The sequence below is a fragment of the Modestobacter sp. SYSU DS0904 genome, from assembly GCF_054051115.1.
Window position 1 is genome coordinate 16,664 of sequence record NZ_JBJHAQ010000021.1, and the last position, 17,771, is coordinate 34,434.

The 17,771-nt window shown below is 74.6% G+C and carries 19 protein-coding genes; 6 read left to right on the top strand and 13 right to left on the bottom strand.

The window, feature by feature from the left end; genetic code table 11:
• Positions 1-1,329: a sensor histidine kinase gene (locus ACI79U_RS14050; RefSeq protein WP_457069934.1), complete on the top strand. Its 1,329-nt coding sequence runs from the start codon at positions 1-3 to the stop codon at positions 1,327-1,329.
• Positions 1,326-1,994 carry a response regulator transcription factor gene (locus ACI79U_RS14055; protein ID WP_457069931.1) on the top strand — a complete coding sequence of 223 codons (669 nt, stop codon included), beginning with the start codon at positions 1,326-1,328 and terminating at the stop codon, positions 1,992-1,994. The genes ACI79U_RS14050 and ACI79U_RS14055 overlap by 4 nt, the downstream gene beginning before the upstream one ends.
• 178 nt (positions 1,995-2,172) lie before the next feature.
• Here ACI79U_RS14055 and ACI79U_RS14060 read toward each other — a convergent pair whose 3' ends face one another.
• Positions 2,173-2,772 carry an antibiotic biosynthesis monooxygenase gene (locus ACI79U_RS14060; RefSeq protein WP_457069929.1) on the bottom strand — a complete coding sequence of 200 codons (600 nt, stop codon included), beginning with the start codon at positions 2,770-2,772 and terminating at the stop codon, positions 2,173-2,175.
• Positions 2,773-2,866: 94 nt separating this feature from the next.
• Here ACI79U_RS14060 and ACI79U_RS14065 point away from each other — a divergent pair, with 94 nt between their 5' ends.
• Positions 2,867-3,583: a M50 family metallopeptidase gene (locus tag ACI79U_RS14065; RefSeq protein ID WP_457069927.1), complete on the top strand. Its 717-nt coding sequence runs from the start codon at positions 2,867-2,869 to the stop codon at positions 3,581-3,583.
• Positions 3,584-3,655: 72 nt separating this feature from the next.
• Here ACI79U_RS14065 and ACI79U_RS14070 read toward each other — a convergent pair whose 3' ends face one another.
• From ACI79U_RS14070 to ACI79U_RS14080, 3 genes are all read right to left on the bottom strand, one after another.
• Positions 3,656-6,028 carry a glycoside hydrolase family 65 protein gene (locus ACI79U_RS14070; RefSeq protein WP_457069925.1) on the bottom strand — a complete coding sequence of 791 codons (2,373 nt, stop codon included), beginning with the start codon at positions 6,026-6,028 and terminating at the stop codon, positions 3,656-3,658.
• A complete protein-coding gene (locus ACI79U_RS14075) occupies positions 6,025-6,756 on the bottom strand; it encodes an HAD family hydrolase (protein ID WP_457069923.1) in 732 nt (243 codons plus the stop codon). Before ACI79U_RS14075 ends, ACI79U_RS14070 begins: the two co-directional genes overlap by 4 nt.
• Positions 6,757-6,885: 129 nt before the next feature.
• Positions 6,886-7,083, bottom strand: a complete 198-nt coding sequence (locus ACI79U_RS14080; protein ID WP_457069920.1) for a hypothetical protein — start codon at positions 7,081-7,083, stop codon at positions 6,886-6,888.
• Between the two features lie 230 nt (positions 7,084-7,313).
• On the opposite strand from ACI79U_RS14080, the gene ACI79U_RS14085 reads away from it, so the two are divergent.
• Positions 7,314-7,859, top strand: coding sequence for a YbhB/YbcL family Raf kinase inhibitor-like protein (locus tag ACI79U_RS14085; RefSeq protein ID WP_457069917.1), 546 nt, complete (start codon positions 7,314-7,316; stop codon positions 7,857-7,859).
• A gap of 31 nt (positions 7,860-7,890) precedes the next feature.
• On the opposite strand, the gene ACI79U_RS14090 is transcribed toward ACI79U_RS14085, so the two are convergent.
• A complete protein-coding gene (locus ACI79U_RS14090; protein WP_457069915.1) occupies positions 7,891-8,730 on the bottom strand; it encodes a GNAT family N-acetyltransferase in 840 nt (279 codons plus the stop codon).
• Positions 8,731-8,821: 91 nt separating this feature from the next.
• Between ACI79U_RS14090 and coaA the strand changes: the two genes are divergently transcribed.
• Complete coding sequence (coaA, locus tag ACI79U_RS14095; protein ID WP_457069913.1) at positions 8,822-9,787, top strand: type I pantothenate kinase; 966 nt, start codon at positions 8,822-8,824, stop codon at positions 9,785-9,787.
• Positions 9,788-9,847: 60 nt separating this feature from the next.
• Here the strand turns inward: coaA and ACI79U_RS14100 are convergent, their stop codons facing one another.
• The 8 genes from ACI79U_RS14100 to ACI79U_RS14135 form a co-directional block, all read right to left on the bottom strand.
• Positions 9,848-10,447, bottom strand: a complete 600-nt coding sequence (locus tag ACI79U_RS14100) for a MerR family transcriptional regulator (protein ID WP_457069911.1) — start codon at positions 10,445-10,447, stop codon at positions 9,848-9,850.
• A 221-nt stretch (positions 10,448-10,668) separates the two neighbouring features.
• Positions 10,669-11,160: a bifunctional nuclease family protein gene (locus tag ACI79U_RS14105; RefSeq protein ID WP_457069909.1), complete on the bottom strand. Its 492-nt coding sequence runs from the start codon at positions 11,158-11,160 to the stop codon at positions 10,669-10,671.
• A gap of 115 nt (positions 11,161-11,275) precedes the next feature.
• Positions 11,276-11,989, bottom strand: a complete 714-nt coding sequence (ftsR, locus tag ACI79U_RS14110) for a transcriptional regulator FtsR (protein ID WP_457069907.1) — start codon at positions 11,987-11,989, stop codon at positions 11,276-11,278.
• Positions 11,990-12,034: 45 nt separating this feature from the next.
• On the bottom strand, positions 12,035-12,649 hold the full coding sequence (odhI, locus tag ACI79U_RS14115; RefSeq protein ID WP_279526830.1) for an oxoglutarate dehydrogenase inhibitor Odhl: 615 nt from the start codon (positions 12,647-12,649) through the stop codon (positions 12,035-12,037).
• A 241-nt stretch (positions 12,650-12,890) separates the two neighbouring features.
• Entirely contained in the window at positions 12,891-13,541 is a 651-nt protein-coding gene (locus tag ACI79U_RS14120) for a DUF881 domain-containing protein (RefSeq protein ID WP_457069905.1), read from the bottom strand.
• Between the two features lie 197 nt (positions 13,542-13,738).
• Positions 13,739-14,071 carry a small basic family protein gene (locus tag ACI79U_RS14125; protein WP_457069902.1) on the bottom strand — a complete coding sequence of 111 codons (333 nt, stop codon included), beginning with the start codon at positions 14,069-14,071 and terminating at the stop codon, positions 13,739-13,741.
• Between the two features lie 3 nt (positions 14,072-14,074).
• Positions 14,075-15,007, bottom strand: coding sequence for a DUF881 domain-containing protein (locus ACI79U_RS14130; RefSeq protein WP_457069899.1), 933 nt, complete (start codon positions 15,005-15,007; stop codon positions 14,075-14,077).
• On the bottom strand, positions 15,004-15,669 hold the full coding sequence (locus tag ACI79U_RS14135; RefSeq protein WP_457069897.1) for a CDP-alcohol phosphatidyltransferase family protein: 666 nt from the start codon (positions 15,667-15,669) through the stop codon (positions 15,004-15,006). Before ACI79U_RS14135 ends, ACI79U_RS14130 begins: the two co-directional genes overlap by 4 nt.
• A 169-nt stretch (positions 15,670-15,838) precedes the next feature.
• On the opposite strand from ACI79U_RS14135, the gene ACI79U_RS14140 reads away from it, so the two are divergent.
• Complete coding sequence (locus ACI79U_RS14140) at positions 15,839-17,524, top strand: ribonuclease J (protein ID WP_457069895.1); 1,686 nt, start codon at positions 15,839-15,841, stop codon at positions 17,522-17,524.
• Positions 17,525-17,771 lie beyond the last annotated feature (247 nt).

Sequence of the window (17,771 nt, forward strand, 5' to 3'; positions counted from 1 at the left end):
GTGACCGTGTCCATCCACCCGGGGTCGGCGGCGAACGAGGGCCTCGAGCACCCCTCGCTGGTGCCGGCCCAGCTGCTGGCCGCGCCGGGCGCCGCGCCCGACCGGAGCCCGGACACCTCCTCCGGCACCGGCCGGCACCGCCGGGTACGCCGCTCGGTCCGGGACTGGGTCGTCGACCTCACCGTCTTCGTCGTCTCGGTGCTGGCCGGGCTGGTGCTCCTGGGCAGCGCGCTCAGCCGGCCCGTCCCGCCGCCGGACGACCTGCTGCTCGCCGACCTGGTGCTGGGCTCGGTGGGCTGCGCCGCGCTGTGGCTGCGGCGGCGCTGGCCGGTCGGCGTCGCGATCTTCCTGGCTCTGCTCGCGTCGTTCTCCGACATGTCCGCGGCCGCCTGCCTGTTCGCCCTCTTCACCGTGGCCGTCCACCGCCGGTGGCCGACCGTCGCGGCAGTCACCGTGGTCAGCCTCGCCTCCTTCGCCGTGTACGTCACCGTCCGGCCCGACCCGGAGCTGCCGGCCTGGGTGTTCGGGTTGCTCGGCACCGTGCTCACCGCCGCCACCGTGGCCTGGGGGATGTTCGAGCGGGCCCGCCGGCAGCTCGTCCTGTCGCTGCACGACCGGGCGGTGCGCGCGGAGACCGAGCAGCAGTTGCGCGTCGAGCAGGCCCGGCACACCGAGCGCACCCGGATCGCCCGCGAGATGCACGACGTGCTGGCTCACCGGCTGTCGCTGCTGAGCATGCACGCCGGCGCCCTGGAGTTCCGCCCCGATGCCCCGTCCACCGAGGTCGCGCAGGCCGCCGGTGTCGTCCGGGCGAGCGCCCGGCAGGCGCTCGAGGACCTGCGGGAGGTGATCGGGGTGCTGCGCCACGGCGGCGACGGCGACGCGGGCGACCCGGGCACCCGGCCGCAGCCCACGCTCGCCGACGTGCCGGCGCTGGTCGAGGAGTGCCGCCGTGCCGGGGTGCGGGTGCGGGTCCAGTACCGGGTACCCGAGCTGGCCACCGCACCCTCGGGGGTGGGCCGGAGTGCCTACCGCGTGGTGCAGGAGGGGCTGACCAACGTGCGCAAGCACGCGCCCGGCACGGTCGCCACCGTCCTGCTCGAGGGCGGCTTGGGTACCGGGCTGGTGGTGGAGCTGCGCAACCCTGCTCCGGCCGGTGGCGACATGGTGGCCGCGCTGCCCGGGGGCGGCACCGGCCTGGTGGGCCTGCTGGAGCGGGTCAGCCTGAGCGGTGGCCACCTGGAGCACGGCTGGACGCCCGACGGGGAGTTCCGGCTGCGCGCCGAGCTGCCCTGGCCGGCCGATCGGCCGGCGGTGCAGCCGGCGTGACCGCGCCGGTCCGGGTGCTCGTCGTGGACGACGACCCGTTGGTGCGCGCCGCCCTGGCGATGGTGCTCGGCGGCGCCGACGGTCTGGCGCTCGTCGGGGAGGCGGCCGACGGCGCCGAGGTGCCGGCCGCGGTGGCGCGCACCTCCCCCGACGTCGTCCTGATGGACATCCGGATGCCCGGCGTCGACGGGCTCACCGCCACCGAGCGGTTGCAGCAGCAGCGGGACGCCCCCGAGGTGATCGTGCTGACCACCTTCGACGCCGACGACCAGGTGCTGCGGGCCCTGCGGGTGGGCGCCAGCGGCTTCCTGCTCAAGGACACCCCGCCGGCGACGATCGTGGACGCCGTGCGCCGGGTGGCCGCGGGCGAGCCGATGCTCTCCCCCACCGTCACCCGGCGGCTGATGACGCACGTCGCCGCCGCCCCGGTCCCGGCGGCCGACGACCGCCGGGACCGTGCCCGCGCCCAGCTGGCGGTGCTCAGCGAACGGGAGCGGGACGTCGCCCTGGCCGTCGGTCGGGGCCTGTCCAACGCCGAGATCGGCGCGCAGCTGTACCTGAGCGTGGCGACGGTGAAGGCGCACGTGTCCCGGCTGCTGGTCAAGCTGGAGCTGACCAACCGGGTGCAGATCGCGCTGCTCACCCACGACGCGGACCTGGTGTGACGCCCACCGCCGCCGGCGGTGGGAGCGGGATCTCCGCGTGTTCGGCCTGCTGGTGCCGGACCCGGTGTGGGCGACCGTGATCGCCGTCGGCCTGGGCGTGCTGGCCGCTGTCATCGCGACCCGGTGGCGACGCCGGTCCGGCGACGACTGAGCAGCGCCGTCACCGGACCGGGGTGGTTCACCGGCGGTCGCGCCAGCGGCGGCCGGCCAGCCACCAGGAGAGCGTGCGGGTGACCCACGGGAGCAGCAGGTAGGTCATCAGCGGGGTGAGCACCAGCGTCATCGCCGCGACCCGGGCGACCACGTGCACCTCGGCCAGCAGCGCCCCCAGCGTCACCGTGGCGAGCAGGTTGAGCGGGAAGAAGACCAGCCAGATCGTCGTCGCCTGCTTCCAGCGGGGCGGTGCCGACGGCGGGGTCACCTCCGTGGCGGCCGCGACCGGGGCGTCGAACCAGCCCTCGATCCCGGTGCGCCGTTCGGTGCGGGTCATCTCGGCCAGCCCCTGCGCCGACCCGAGCCACCAGCGTCGTTCCGGGCTCGCCTCCCAGGCGGCCAAGGTGGCAGGCGAGGCGAACCGGCACAGCATGTGCCACTCGTCCGCGCCGTCGCGGGGCTGGACCCAGCCCCCGCCGAGGAAGCCGGGGAAGCCCTCGGCCAGGGTGAGTCCGGCCCGGATCCAGGCGCTCATCTGCACCGCGTGCGCCGGGTCGGCGCGCCGGGTGAAGGAGACGGTGACCGGGAGATCGTCCGCGGTCACCGCCTGCTGCGTGCTCGTCATGGGCCCAGGATCACCGCCGACTGTGACGCCCAGGTGACGCGGGTCCCGCGCGGCGCACGGCTCCCGCACAGGCGCAGCGGTGATGATGCCCCGCGTGACCGTCGTCGAGGAGTTCTGGCGTCAGGTCAGCGCCACCTCTCCCCCGCTGACGGCCGGCCTGCTGGCGTTGAGCGCGGCCGCGGCGCTGCTGCTGGTCCGGGTCCCCGGCCTCTGGCGGCACGCCCGGCACGCGGTGACGATCGCGCACGAGGGCGCGCACGGGCTGGCGGCGCTGACCACCGGCCGCCGGCTGGCCGGGATCCGCCTGCACTCGGACACCTCGGGGGTCACCGTCTCCGCCGGCCGGCCCACCGGGGCCGGCATGGTGCTCACCGCCGCGGCCGGCTACACCGGGCCCGGGCTGTTCGGCCTCGGTGCCGCCGCGCTGCTGGCCGCCGGGTACGCCGTCGGCCTGCTCTGGGCGCTGCTGGGGCTGCTGGCGCTGCTGCTGGTGCAGATCCGCAACTGGTACGGGCTCTGGTCGGTCCTGGTCACCGGCGCGCTGGTGTTCGCCGCGACCTGGTGGCTGCCGGCGCAGTGGCAGTCCGCCTTCGCCCACGGCGTCACCTGGTTCCTGCTGCTGGCCGCGCCGGTGACGGTGGTGGAGCTGCAGGCGAAGCGGCGCCGGGGAACGGCGCGGGACTCCGACGCCGACCAGCTCGCCCGGCTCACCCGGCTGCCCGGGCTGGTGTGGGTCGGGGTCTTCCTGCTGGTCGACGTCGGTGCGCTCCTCCTGGGCACCTGGTGGTTGGTGCGCTCCGCCGCACTGTGAGCTGACCCAGGGTCTCGCCGAAGTGGCCACTTTGGCGAAACCCGGTGCACCCGGGCGACGCCGGGTCCTTCTTCAGTCGCTGGTGGGGCGGTGCCGGCGCCGCGGCGAGGCGTGCGGCGGCTGGTGCACCGGCTCGACGTCCGGTGGCGGGGGCACGTCCCGGGTGACCGGTTCGGCGGTGACGCTGAACGGCTCGCCGTGGTGGGCGATCAGCAGTGGCTCGTCGCCGTACACCAGCCGGTAGGTGGCCTGCCGGTCGGTGAACGAGACCGCCAGGCACCGGCCCTGGAAGACGACCCGGAAGGCCAGCCGGCGCAGCCGCGGGGGCAGCCGCGGCGCGAAGGTGAGCATCCCGTCGTGGTCGCGCATGCCGCCGAACCCGGCCACCGCCACCGTCCAGCCCCCGGCGAGGGAGGCGATGTGCAGCCCGTGGCCGCTGTTGCCGTGCAGGTTCTGCAGGTCGGTCAGCGCCGCCTCGCCCCAGTAGTCGTGGGCCAGCTGCAGGTGCCCGGTCTCCGCGGCCACCACCGCCTGCTGGGCCGCGGACAGGGAGGAGTCCCGGACCGTGCGCGCCTCGTAGTAGGCGAAGTCGGCGATCTTCTCCTCGAGGGTGAAGGCGTCCCCGCGCAGGTGCAGCGCCATCACCAGGTCGGCCTGCTTGATGACCTGCTTCCGGTAGATGTCGAAGTAGGGGAAGTTGAGCAGCAGCGGGTACTGGTCGGGTGTGGTGGCCTCGAAGTCCCACTCCTCGTGGTGGGTGAAGCCCTCGCTCTGCTCGTGCACGCCCAGCTTGTCGTTGAACGGCACCCGCATGCTGTCGGCCGCCCGGGTCCACAGGCGGACCTCCTCCGGGTCCACCTGCAGCCGGCCGGCGGTCTCCGGTCGACGCGCCACCGCGGCCGTCGCCTCGCGCAGGTTCCGCTGCGCCATCAGGTTGGTGTAGACGTTGTTGTCGACCACCGCGGTGTACTCGTCGGGCCCGGTCACCCCGTCGATGCGGAACTCGCCGTCGCCGTTGATGTGCCCCAGCGACGCCCACAGCCGGGCGGTCTCGACCAGCAGTTCGGTGCCGTAGTCGCGGTCGAAGTCCTCGTCCAGGGTGGCCCACCAGTACCGGGCCACCGCGTCGGCGATGTCCGCGTTGATGTGGAAGGCCGCCGTGCCGGCGGGCCAGTACCCGGAGGTCTCCTCGCCCCGGATGGTGCGCCAGGCGAACGCCGCGCCGTCGTGGCCGAGGATCCGGGCCCGCTCCCGGGCCATGTCCAGGATCGAGTGGCGCCACAGCAGCGCGTCGCGCACCGCGCCGGGCGCGGTGTAGGTGAGCACCGGCAGCACGTAGGTCTCGGTGTCCCAGAACGTGTGCCCGTCGTAGCCGTCGCCGGTCAGGCCCTTGGCCGGGATCGGCTGCCGCTCGGCGCGCAGGCCCGCCTGCAGGACGTGGAACATGCCCACCCGGACGGCCTGCTGGAGCTCGTCGTCGCCGTCGATCTCGACGTCGGCCTCGTCCCAGTGCCGGTCCAGCAGCTCCCGCTGCTCACTGACCAGCCGGTCCCAGCCGGCCAGCTTCGCCGTCGCCAGCGCGCCCTCCACCTGGTCGCGGACCGCCGCCGCCGACCGCCGGCTGGACCAGCCGTAGGCCAGGTACTTGCGCAGCCGCACCGGGGAGCCGTTGCTCAGCCGGGCGGCGAGGGTGTACCGGGCCAGGTCCGGGGAGACCTCCAGCTCCTCGGTGGCCGCGGAGGGGACCTCGACGTCGTGGTCCATCCCGGCGGCCATCCGGAGCCGGCTGAGGGACGTCTGGTGCACCAGCACCGCGTGCCGGCCGCGCCCGACGTGCAGCTCGGACTGCAGCGGCCTGGCCAGCGCCGACCCGGCGCGCGGGTCGCCGGACGGGCCGGGGAGGACGTCCTCGTTGGCCAGCAGGTCCGACTGCAGGGCGATGTAGAGGTCGCCCTGGTCGTCGGTGCACTCGACCTGGAACTCGATCGCCGCGATCGACCGGCGGACCAGCGAGACGAGCCGGGTGCTGGTGACCCGCACCTCCCGGCCGGCCGGGGAACGCCAGTCGGTGACCCGGCGCAGCACCCCGGCCCGCAGGTCCATGGTGCGCCGGTGCGCGATGACGTCGCCGTACTGCAGGTCCAGCGGGGAGTCCCCGACCAGCAGCCGGATGAGCTTGCCGTCGGTCACGTTGACCACGGTCTGGCCCATCTCGGGGAAGCCGTAACCGGCCTCGGCGTAGGGCTGCGGCCGCTCCTCGAAGAAGCCGTTGAGGTAGGTGCCCGGCACCACGATCGGTTCGCCCTCGTCGAACGTGCCGCGCATGCCGATGTGCCCGTTGGCCAGGGCGAAGACCGACTCGTTGACCGCGAGGGAGGCCATGTCCACGCCGACCTCGGTCAGCGACCAGGGCTCGACCGGGAAGTGTGCGCGCCCCTCCGTCACGGCTGCTCCGCCAGCAGCTGCGCCAGGTCGGTGACGACGACGTCCGCGCCGCGGGCACGGAGCTCCTCGGTCTGACCGACCCGGTCGACCCCGACGACGTACCCGAACTCCCCCGCCCGCCCCGCGGCCACCCCGGACTGGGCGTCCTCGAAGACGACCGCCCGCGCCGGCGGGACGCCCAGGAGCCGGGCCCCGGCGAGGAAGGTGTCCGGCGCCGGCTTCCCGCGCAGCCCCTCGCGCTTGGCCACCACGCCGTCCACCCGCGCGTCGATGAGCTCGGCGAACCCGCCGGCGGCGACGACGTGCTCCCCGTTGGTCGACGCGGTGACCACCGCGGTCGCCAGGCCGGCGTCCTTGACCGCCCGCAGGTAGCGCATCGAGCCCTCGTAGACCTCCACGCCGTGCTCCTCGAGCTCACGCATCAGCAGCTCGTTCTTCCGGCTGGCGATCGCGACGACGGTGGCGGCGTCGACCGGGTCGTCGACGGTCCCCTGCGGCAGGGTGATGTCGCGGCTGGCCAGGAAGTCGCGCACGCCGTCCTCGCGCGGTTTGCCGTCGACGTAGCGGTTGTAGTCGTCGAGGCTGAACTCCACCGCCACCGGGTCACGGCGGCGCAGGAACTCGTCGAAGGTGCGCTTCCACGCGGCCTGGTGCACCGTGGCGGTCCGGGTCAGCACACCGTCGAGGTCGAAGAGGCAGGCCTGGATGTCGTCGGGGAGTCCCAGCACGGTGATCACGCTACGGGGAGATCGCCCCGGTGACCTCCCGGGCGTGCGCTCAGCTGGGGTCGGCCCCGGGGATCTCGACGGCGGGCCGCGTCCCCCGGACCCGGGCGACGACCTTCCGGAGGGCGCCGGTCAGGGCGGTCGACTCCGCATCGTCCAGCCAGCCGACCCCGAAGGCCTCCTCCTCGTTGACCGCGGGAAGAGGGTCGTCATCAGTTCCCGGGCCTGCGGCGTCAGGGAGAGCCGGTCCGCGACGGTGCGCTCGATCTCGGCCAGCGCCTCCTGCGCCTGGACGAAGCCGGGGTCGGGAACCGGCTCGGAACGGCTCACCGCGCGGCCCTGCCCACGCGACACCGCCGGTGTCACTGCCTCCGCCCGGAGGGCGCTCCCCCACCGGACCACCGTCGATCGGTGGCGCCTTGTTGGGGATAACGGTCGAGTCAGCCGCTGGAACGCCGTCACCGGGCAGCGGGTCCGCGGGCTGCCTAGGGTCGGGGCCGGTGCGGCACCCGCTGCTCCCCCGGCACCGGCCGGGCAGTTCCCAGCCCTGGAGATCCCGCATGGCCGACCGCCCGTCCCCGCCCAACCCCTACGACTTCCTGCCCCCGGTCCCCTCCTTCACCGTCACCAGCACCGACATCAGCCACGGCGAGCGGCTGGCCCGGCCGCACGTCAGCGGGCTGATGGGCGCCGGCGGTGAGGACGTCTCCCCTCAGCTGTCCTGGTCGGGCTTCCCCGCCGGGACCCGTGGTTTCGCGGTCACCGTGCTCGACCCCGACGCCCCGACCGGCAGCGGCTTCTGGCACTGGGCGGTCGTCGGCATCCCCGCCTCGGTCACCGAGCTGCCCCGCGGCGCCGGTGACGACGCCGGCTCCGGCCTGCCCGAGGGCGCGGTGCAGCTGCGCAACGACGCGGGCCTCGCCCGGTTCGTCGGCGCCGCCCCGCCGGCCGGACACGGCACGCACCACTACCACGTGGTGGTGCACGCGGTGGACACCGACGACCTGGGCGTCCCGGCCGAGGCGACCCCGGCGTTCCTCGGCTTCACCCTCTTCAGCCACACCCTCGCCCGCGGCGAGATCGTCGCCACCTACGACGTGGAGTGACCCGGCCGTCCCGCTGAGGCCACCGGCGCCCTCAGCGAGGTGGGTGCTCCGCCACGCAGGTCGTGCCGACCCGGGCGAAGCCGGCCCGCTCGTACACCCGCGCCACGTCGTCGTCGCCGGCGGAGAGGAAGACCAGGTCCGCGCTCTGGCGGGCGTGGTCGACCAGCGCCGAGGTGAGCCCGGCGCCCAGCCCGCGGCCGCGGAAGCGCGGCAGGGTCGCCACCCCGACCACCTCGCTGACCTCCGTGCCGTCGACGTCGACCGGCTGGTGGGAGCCGATCGCCACCGGCTCCCCACCGTCGACGGCGACCATCATCACCGTGCGGCCGGAGGCGACCCGCTCGCGCAGCAGCTCCGTCGGCGGCACCTCCGCCGGGCCGGGGTCGGCCGCGGCCACCTCGGGCACGCCCGGCGGGTGCTCCCCGAGGTCCGGCCGGGTCGCCGGCGTCGCGAAGGCGAGCGCGGCCAGCCGCTGGTAGAGCCCCAGCCGCGGGTCGTCGGCGCCGACGAGGTAGAGCCGCACCTCGTCCGGCAGCAGGATCTCGACCGGGTCGTCGACGACCAGCAGCGGCAGCTCCTCGACCTGCAGGCCGGCGGCCCGGGCCACCCCGGCCAGGCCGCGGCAGCGATCCCCCAGCCACTCGACCGACGCCGGCAGCCCCGCCGCCTCCTGCAGCGCCACGGCCGCGCGCACGTCCTCGACCGCGACGGCGTCCTCCTGCCCCGGGCGCGGGCGCGCCGGGTAGGGCCACTCCGGGGGGCCGACCGGCACGACGAGCCCGCCGACGGACTCGATCCGGGTCAGGCCGTCGGCCTCCGGCGCGAGGGAGAAGTAGCGCTCGATCCGGTCGAGGAGCCCGGTGGACGACACGCCCTGGACCCTAGACGCCCGGGCGTCCCGGGTGGGCGTGCGGCCGTTCCCGACCACCCCGTCGAGGGGCGGGGCCGGGACGAACGGCACCATGGGCGGCGTGACGGCCGGAACGCGAGCCCAGGTCTCGCCCTTCACCGCCTTCGACCGCGACTCCTGGCGGGCGCTGACGGCCGGTGGTGAGCTGCCGCTGGACGACGCCGACGTGCGCGCCCTGGCGACCCTCGGCGACCGCATCGACCGGGACGAGGTGGCCACGGTCTACCTGCCGCTGGCCCGGCTGCTGCACCTGCATGTGACCGCCAGCCGCCGGCTGTGGGCCGCGCAGACGGAGTTCCTCGGCACGCCCACCGAGAAGGTGCCGTTCGTGATCGCGGTGGCCGGCAGCGTCGCCGTCGGCAAGAGCACCACGGCCCGGTTGCTGCAGGCGCTGCTCGCCGCCGCGCCGGACACCCCGCGGGTCGACCTGGTGACCACCGACGGGTTCCTGCTGCCCAACGCCGAGCTCGAGGCGCGCGGTCTGCTGGGCCGCAAGGGCTTCCCGGAGAGCTACGACCGCCGGGCGCTGCTGCGGTTCCTGGCCGACGTGAAGTCGGGCAAGCGGGAGGTGAGCGCACCGACGTACTCCCACCACGCCTACGACGTGCTCCCCGGCACCCGGCAGGTGGTCGACCGGCCCGACGTCCTGGTGCTGGAGGGCCTCAACGTGCTGCAGGCCGGCGGTGGCCGCGGCGACGGGCGGGTGCCGGAGGTCTTCCTCTCGGACTTCTTCGACTTCTCGGTCTACGTCGACGCCACCGAGGCCGACATCCGGCAGTGGTACGTCGAGCGGTTCCTCGCGCTGCGGCGCACGGCCTTCGCCGACAGCGCCGCGTACTTCCACCGCTTCGCCGATCTCACCGACGACCAGGCCCGGACGACCGCGCGCGACATCTGGTCGGCGGTCAACGAGCCCAACCTGCGGCTGAACATCGCCCCGACCCGATCCCGGGCGCGGTTGGTGCTGCAGAAGGCGGCCGACCACTCGGTGCGCCGGGTCCTGCTGCGGAAGATCTGACCCCCCGGCGGCGGAGACCGCCGGCGCGGTCGGACGGCGGCGGTGCGCCCGCCCGGGCCGTCAGGCGGAGGCGGCGCGGCGACGGCGGCGGGCGGACAGCTCGTCGTCCACGGCGTGGCCGTTGCCGTCGAGCCGCTCGGCGGGCAGCTCGGCCAGCTCACCGGAGAGCTCACGCAGCGCACCGGAGACGGCGATGCCGAAGACGCCCTGACCGCCGGCGAGCAGGTCGACGACCTCCTCGGCCGAGGTGCACTCGTACACGGTCGCCCCGTCGGAGAGCAGGGTGATGTTGGCGAGGTCCTTGACCCCGCGGGTGCGCAGGTGGTCGACGGCCTTGCGGATGTTCTGCAGCGAGACGCCGGTGTCCAGCAGCCGCTTGACCACCTTGAGCACCAGGATGTCGCGGAAGGAGTACAGCCGCTGGGTGCCCGAACCGGTCGCGGTGCGCACCGAGGGGGCGACCAGGCCGGTGCGGGCCCAGTAGTCGAGCTGGCGGTAGGTGATGCCGGCGGCGGCGCAGGCGGTCGGGCCGCGGTAGCCGACCTCGTCGGTGTCGACCTCGTCGTAGGCGGGGGCGCCGACCGCGGAGTCGCTGAACAGCTGCCCCTGCTGGCCCTCGCTGAACGGCCGGCGGCCGGAACCGTTGTCCAGGTCGCTCACGTCAGCGCCTCCTCGAGATCAGCACCCAGCACGAGGGCCGTCGCCCGCTCATGCCGGGACGGCCACCCGGGCGCGACCGTGGAGTCACAGCTGGGTGATTTCGACTGACGGTAGGCCGGGGCAGGACACCGGTCAACCGCGACGGGCCGCGTGTCGTGCCGCTCACCCGGAGGGGTGGCGCCCGTGGTCCTCGGCAGTCGGCACCGCGAACGGGACCCCCGTCAGGCGGGGCCGCCCCCGGAGCCCGAACCGGCGCCGAAGTCCTCCGGGCTGATGTTGTCGAGGAACTCGCGGAACTTCTCCACCTCGTCCTCCTGCTCGTCGGGGATCTCGATGCCCACCTCGTCGAGCAGCGTCTCGGCGCCGAAGATCGGCGCCCCGGTGCGGACGGCGAGCGCGACGGCGTCGGACGGCCGGGCGCTGACGGTCCGCCCCTCCCCCAGCTGCAGCTCGGCGATGTAGATGCCGTCCCGCATCTCGGTGATGTGCACCGCCTCGACGGCGGCCCCCAGCGCGGCGACGACGTCCTTGAGCAGGTCGTGCGTCATCGGCCGGGCCGGGCGCACCCCCTGCTGCTCGTAGGCGATCGCGGCAGCCTCCACCGCACCGATCCAGATCGGGAGGTAGCGCTCCCCCTGGGTCTCCTTCAGCAGCAGGATCGGCTGGTTGCCGGGCAGTTCGACCCGGACGCCGACGACTCTGAGCTCCTGCACGGCTGGCTCCCCTCCCGCATCGCTGACCTCGCCGGACCGCCGTAACGACGGCCCGCCCGGGCCGGTGTCCGCGGCGTTCCGCTGCGGACAACGGTACGCCAGGGCTCCCGTTCCCTCAGCCGCCGAGGACCTCGCGCAGGCGGGCCTCCAGCAGGGCGGTGTGCAGCTGCGCGGACAGCCCGGCGAGCTCCTGCACCTGCTCGGCGGCCCGGCTACGGGCCTCGTCGGACCGCGCGCGCAGCACCGGGGCGACCAGCTGCTCCAGCAGCGCCGCCTCGCGGTCGGCCCCGGTCCGCCAGGCGCGCAGGTGCCGGGCCTCCAGGCCGTGCCGGGCCAGCGCCGCGGCGGCGCGGGCGACCGGCAGGTCCGCGGCCGGCAGCCGGCCGCGCCGGTCGGTGCTGACCAGCCCGAACTGCACGAAGTCGGCGAGCTGCTGCTCGTCCACGCCGGCCGCCTCGGCGAACTCCGCTGCCGGCATCGGCCCGGCGGCGGCGAGGGCCTCGTCGGAGGCGGGGCCGGTACCGGCGTCGGCCCGCCCGGGCAGCGGCTCGCCCCGGTCCAAGGCCTCCAGGTGCTCCTTGATCACCCGCAGCGGCAGGTACTGGTCGCGCTGGGCGGCGAGCACGTAGCGCAGCCGGGCGACGTCGGCCGCGGAGAACTTCCGGTAGCCCGACGGGGTGCGCTGCGGGTGCACCAGCTGCTCGGACTCCAGGTACCGGATCTTGCTGATCGTGACGTCCGGGAAGTCACCGCGCAGGGCGGCGAGCACCTCCCCGATCGTCAGCAGGGCACCGTTGCCCCCGGTGTCCCGCCGGGGCACCGCGCTCATCGTCCCGACCCGCCCCTCGTTCCCTCGTTCGCGGCGACGGCCAGGTCAGGCGCCGGCGGTCTCGCCGGTGCGCGGACCGGTCAGGTAGACCAGCCGGAACTTGCCGATCTGCACCTCGTCGCCCCCGGCGAGCGAGGCGACGTCGACCGGCTCGCGGTTGACGTAGGTGCCGTTCAGGCTGCCGACGTCGTGCACGGTGAAGCCGCCGCCCTCGCGGTGGAACTCCACGTGGCGCCGGCTGACCGTCACGTCGTCGAGGAAGATGTCGGAGTCCGGGTGCCGACCGGCGGTGGTGACCTCCTGGTCCAGGAGGAACCGGCTGCCCGCGTTCGGCCCGCGCTTGACCACCAGCAGGGCCGACCCGGCCGGCAGCGACTCGACGGCGCCGGCGTGGGCGTCGGCGGTGGTGTCGACCGCCTCGGCCTGCTCGCCGGAGTCCTCCCCGCCCACCTTCGGGATGATGCTGGTGGACTCGCCGACACGCTCCTGGCTCAGCGCCGCCCCGCACTGGGCGCAGAAGCGGCTGCCCTCGGGGTTCTGGTGGCCACATCGAGTGCAGAGCACGTCGGTCTCCTCCGGTGCAGGCGGCACCGCCGCGGCCTGGAGGGCCGCGGTCGGCCGGCGGACGACGAGCCGGACGGCCCGTCGCTGGTCGGCCACCGCGGGGTCGCGGTCGGGCCGGGGGTCATGGAACCAGCGGCCGACCCGGGGGTCAACCGCACGTACAGGGTGAGAGTGCGACCGCTCGTGGTGGAGCGTCCGACCTCTGCGGTGATGATAGTGATCGCGTCCGACGGCGGCGGGACGGGAGGGGCCGGGGTGGCGATCGGCCCCCTTCCGTCCGGCTCGTGGGGCGGCTGCGAGCACTCCGCGGTGGCGCGGGCCGGCCGGCGGTGCGGGCTCAGTCCGACTCGACGGGCTCGGCGTACTGCGGCGCGGAGACCGGCCGCAGCGCGTCGATCACCACCCGGTCCGACTGCCGGATCTGCACGGTGGCCAGGCGCCGCGTCATCCGGTCGACCACGCCGTTGGGGATGTTCATCGCGGTCTCCATGTACTGCGCGGGACCGATCACCAGCACGGTGTACGGCGAGCTCACCGGCGTGCCGTCGACGGACAGCTCCCCCGGGTCACCGGTGACCTCGCTGTCCGCCCCGATCCGGACGTCGTCGATCTGCATGGTCTCCGCGCCGGCGCCGCGCAGTTCGTGGATCACGTTGACCAGCTCGGCGGACGCGAGCCGCCCGCCGGGGTCGGAGACGGCCATCTCCAGACCCGGCCCCTGGGCGGCGACCGTGCCGTTGAGCAGCGCCAGGGTCCGGGACCGCTCGCGGGCCTCGGCCAGCGCGGCCGCCGAGGCGCTGTCGGCGCTCCCCAGCTGCTCCTGGGCGGCCCGCTGGTCGGCGATCTGCTGGCGCAGCCGCGCCTCGCGGGCGGTGAGGTCGTCGAGGATCCGGACCAGGTCCTCCTCCCGCTGCCCGGCGAGCGCCGCCGCGGTGTCGGCGCTGCGGACCTGCACCGCGAACGCGAAGCCCAGGAGCAGGGTGAGCACGCTGATCAGTGCAGCGGCGACCAGGCCCCGGCGCCCGCGGACGACCTTCCCCCGCCACGGCGCCGGCAGCGGCGTGGGAGCCGGCGGCTGGTCCGGCGCCGGAGTCTGCTCGGGCGCCGGGGATGGGGTCGGGGCCGGCGCTCCGTCCCCGGCCGGAGCACGCCCGGGCGGGGGCTCCCCGGCCGGTTCCTCGCCCGTCATGCCCGGAACAGGTGCCGGCGGATCGCCGCCGCGTTGCCGAAGATCCGGATGCCCAGGACGACGACCACCGCGGTGGACAGCTGCGCGCCGACGCCGAGCTGGTCACCGAGGAAGACGATCAGCGCGGCGACGACGACGTTGGAGACGAAGGAGACGACGAAGACCTTGGCGTCGAAGATGCCGTCGAAGCGGGCACGCACCCCACCGAAGACCGCGTCCAGCGCGGCCACGACGGCGATCGGCAGGTAGGGCTGCAGCCAGAGCGGGACGCTCGGGTCCAGCACCAGCCCCAGCACCACACCGATCGCCAGTCCGATGATCGGGATCACGCGTCAGCCTCCGTCGGTGGCGGTCGGTGGCGCGGACGCACCCGAGCCGGTGGTGGGGTCGAGCACCGTGGCGTGCCGCAGCTCGGCGCCGGTGCCGGCCGGCAGCTCGAGGGAGTCCTCTCGCACGTACTCGAAGACCACACCGTAGTCAACGGTCAGCTGTCCCAGGGCCGACGCCTCCGGGGTGTTGAGCAGGTCGCGGGTCAACGTCTCCGGGTCGCCGATCGCCGCGACCTCGTAGGGGCTGGCCACCGGGCGGAAGTCGACCAGGATGGCGTCACCTGCCTGCCGGATCGCCGAGGTCGGGCCGAGCCGCTGCCCGTCGACGCTCACCGCCTCCGCGCCGACCGCCCACAGCGCGTTGACCAGCCGCTGCAGGTCGCGGTCCTGGACGATGCCGCCGAGCTGCACCTCCCCGGACCCGCCCACCGGGTCGCTGTCCGACGGCGGTGGCGCGTTGCCCAGGGTCACCACGACACCGGGGCCCTCGACCGCCACCGTCCCCGCCTGCTGCTCGGCCACCGCGAGCCGGTCCAGCGCGCGCTGGCCGACCACGCTGGCCGCCAGCGCGCTCTCGCGGGCGGCGGTGACCTCCGCGGTGAGCCGCTCCAGCTCGGCGGCCAGCTCGTCGGTGGTGTCGGACGCCTGCAGGATGTCCTCCCGCAGCGCCTCGCGCACGACCTCGCGCCCCTGCGCCCCGGACGCGGCCTCGCGGTAGGTGATCGCAGCGAGGAAGCCGGCCACCGCCAGGGTGGCGGCCACGAGCAGCTGCCCCCGCCGTCGGCGCAGCCGGGAGCCACCGGGACGGGGCCGGGACGCCTCCCGGGCCGCGCGCGTGGCGGCCGCCTCCGCGTAGGAGGGGTCGAGCGTCTCGGCGAGCACCTGGTCCAGCAGCGATGACCCCAGCGACCGCGGGCCTCGCGGTGGCGCGCTCATCCCGGGGCCCCGGCGCGCCGGTCGCCGCGCAGCAGCCGCACGGCCTGCACGACGTACAGGACCCCGGCCAGCACGTAGAGCACGCCGCCCCAGATGGTGAGCGCATAGGCGATCGGGCGGGCCACCGTGGCCGCCGCGCCCTCGCCGTCGGCCAGCAGCAGCAGGGGGAAGGCGTACAGCAGCAGGAAGGTCGCGGCCTTGCCGAGGTAGTGCACCTGCAGCGGCGGCCACCCGCCCCGGCGCAGCGCCAGCAGGGTCACCGCGAGCACGGCCTCCCGGCCGAGCAGGACGAGGACGGCCCACAGCGGGACGACGTCCCGCACCGCGAAGGCCACCAGGGTGGCGACGATGTAGAGCCGGTCGGCGGCCGGGTCGAGCAGCGCCCCGAGCCGGCTGGCCTGCCCGAGCCCCCGCGCCAGCTTCCCGTCGGCCCAGTCGGTGAACCCGGCGACCATCAGCACGACGACGGCCCAGCCGTCGGCCTCGGGGCCCAGCAGCAGCCAGAGGAAGACCGGGACGCCGAGCAGCCGCAGCACCGACAGCGCGTTGGGCAGCGTGAACACCCGGTCGCCGAGCTGGTCGCGGTCCCACCGGCCAGCCGGACCGGCCACCGCCGTCGGCCCCGCCGGGACCCCGGCCGCCTGGTCGTCCGCCGTCGTCATCCCCGCTCCCTCCACCTCGGGGATCAGGTTAGTGCCCGGCACCGCCCCTCCCGGTCGCGACCGGCCCGGATGCGGACGACGGCCCGCCCGGGCCGGCGGCGCGGCACCGGACTCCCCCGCGGACCGGTGCCGGGACCGGCGCCCGGGTCCCTCCCGTAGCGTCGAGGTCATGAGTCGTGCGCGTGGTGACCACCGACAGCCTCCGCCGCTGCCAGCCTCCGGTCTCCGGGTCGTCGCCCTGGGCGGACTCGGCGAGATCGGCCGCAACATGACCGTCTTCGAGCACGCCGGCAAGTTGCTGATCGTCGACTGCGGCGTGCTCTTCCCCGAGGAGCACCAGCCCGGGGTCGATGTGATCCTCCCGGACTTCACCTCCATCCGGGACCGGCTGGACGACATCGTGGCGGTCGTGCTCACCCACGGGCACGAGGACCACATCGGGGGTGTCCCCTACCTGCTGCGGGAGCGGCGGGACATCCCGCTCGTCGGGTCCAAGCTGACGCTGGCCTTCATCGAGGCCAAGCTCAAGGAGCACAAGATCACGCCGGTCACCGAGCAGGTGGCCGAGGGCGACGAGCTCCGGCTGGGGCCCTTCGACCTGGAGTTCCTGGCGGTCAACCACTCCATCCCCGACGCGCTCGCCGTCGCGATCCGCACCGCGGCCGGGCTGGTGCTGCACACCGGCGACTTCAAGATGGACCAGTTCCCCCTGGACCAGCGGATCACCGACCTGCGCGGGTTCGCCCGGCTCGGCGAGGAGGGCGTCGACCTCTTCCTCACCGACTCCACCAACGCCGACGTCCCCGGCTTCACCACCTCGGAGGGCGAGCTCACCCCGGCGATCGACACTGTCTTCCGGACCGCGCCCAAGCGGGTCATCGTCTCCAGCTTCGCCAGCCACGTGCACCGGATCCAGCAGGTGCTCGACGCCGCCCACGAGCACGGCCGCAAGGTGGCCTTCGTCGGCCGGTCGATGGTCCGCAACATGGGGATCGCCCGCGACCTGGGCTACCTGCGGGTGCCCAAGGGCCTGGTGGTCGACATGAAGGTGCTGGAGAAGCTGCCCGCCGACAAGGTCTGCCTGATCTGCACCGGCTCGCAGGGCGAGCCGATGGCGGCGCTGTCCCGGATGGCCAACCGGGACCACGTCATCCGGATCGCCGAGGGCGACACCGTGCTGCTGGCCAGCTCGCTGATCCCGGGCAATGAGAACGCCATCTACCGGATCATCAACGAGTTCACCAAGATCGGCGCCAACGTCGTGCACAAGGGCAACGCCAAGGTGCACGTCTCCGGGCACGCCAGCGCCGGCGAGCTCGTGTACTGCTACAACATCGTCAAGCCGCGCCACGTCATGCCGGTGCACGGTGAGTGGCGCCACCTGCGGGCCAACGCCGACCTGGCGATCCGCACCGGGGTCGACCCGAGCCGGGTGGTGATCGCCGAGGACGGCGTCGTGATCGACCTGGTCGACGGCCGGGCGTCGATCACCGGCAAGGTGTCCGCGGGCAACGTCTACGTCGACGGCTCGACCGTCGGCGGGGCGACCGAGGCCTCGCTCAAGGACCGGCGCACCCTCGCGGAGGAGGGCGTGATCACCGTCGTGGCGATCATCGACGCCAACACCGGTCAGCTCGTCGAGGCCCCCGACTTCCTGGCGCGCGGCTTCGTCCACGAGGCCGCCTCCTTCGACGCGGCCGTGCCGCTGATCGAGAAGGAGCTGGCCCGCGCGGCGGCGGACGGCGTCACGGATGCCGCCCAGCTGGAGTCGCTGATCGCCAAGGCCGTCGGCAACTGGGCGAACCGGGCCCACCGCCGCACCCCGATGATCATCCCGGTGGTCATCGACGCCTGACCTGGCGCGCCGGCGCCGAGCCGCTCACCGACGAGGTCGAGGCGGCGGTCGTGCAGGTGATGACCCACCTGGTGGAGAACGAGCCGGCCGCGCTGGTCATCCCCGCGCGGCCGGCTGCGGGCGGGCACCGGGCGGTGCAGCCGCTGCACGCCAGCATGGACGACGGGGGCGCCGGCAGCGGCTGCACCAGCTCGGGTTCCCCGACGACGAGGCCACCGAGCTCTCCGCGCTGCACACCCGCAACGTC

Coding starts and splice junctions, on each gene's coding strand:
- ACI79U_RS14060 (WP_457069929.1), bottom strand. CDS start 2,772: ATGACGAGCACGCAGCAGGCGGTGACCGCGGACGATCTCCCGGTCACC.
- ACI79U_RS14085 (WP_457069917.1), top strand. CDS start 7,314: ATGGCCGACCGCCCGTCCCCGCCCAACCCCTACGACTTCCTGCCCCCG.
- coaA (WP_457069913.1), top strand. CDS start 8,822: ATGGGCGGCGTGACGGCCGGAACGCGAGCCCAGGTCTCGCCCTTCACC.
- ftsR (WP_457069907.1), bottom strand. CDS start 11,989: ATGAGCGCGGTGCCCCGGCGGGACACCGGGGGCAACGGTGCCCTGCTG.
- ACI79U_RS14130 (WP_457069899.1), bottom strand. CDS start 15,007: ATGAGCGCGCCACCGCGAGGCCCGCGGTCGCTGGGGTCATCGCTGCTG.
- ACI79U_RS14135 (WP_457069897.1), bottom strand. CDS start 15,669: ATGACGACGGCGGACGACCAGGCGGCCGGGGTCCCGGCGGGGCCGACG.
- ACI79U_RS14140 (WP_457069895.1), top strand. CDS start 15,839: ATGAGTCGTGCGCGTGGTGACCACCGACAGCCTCCGCCGCTGCCAGCC.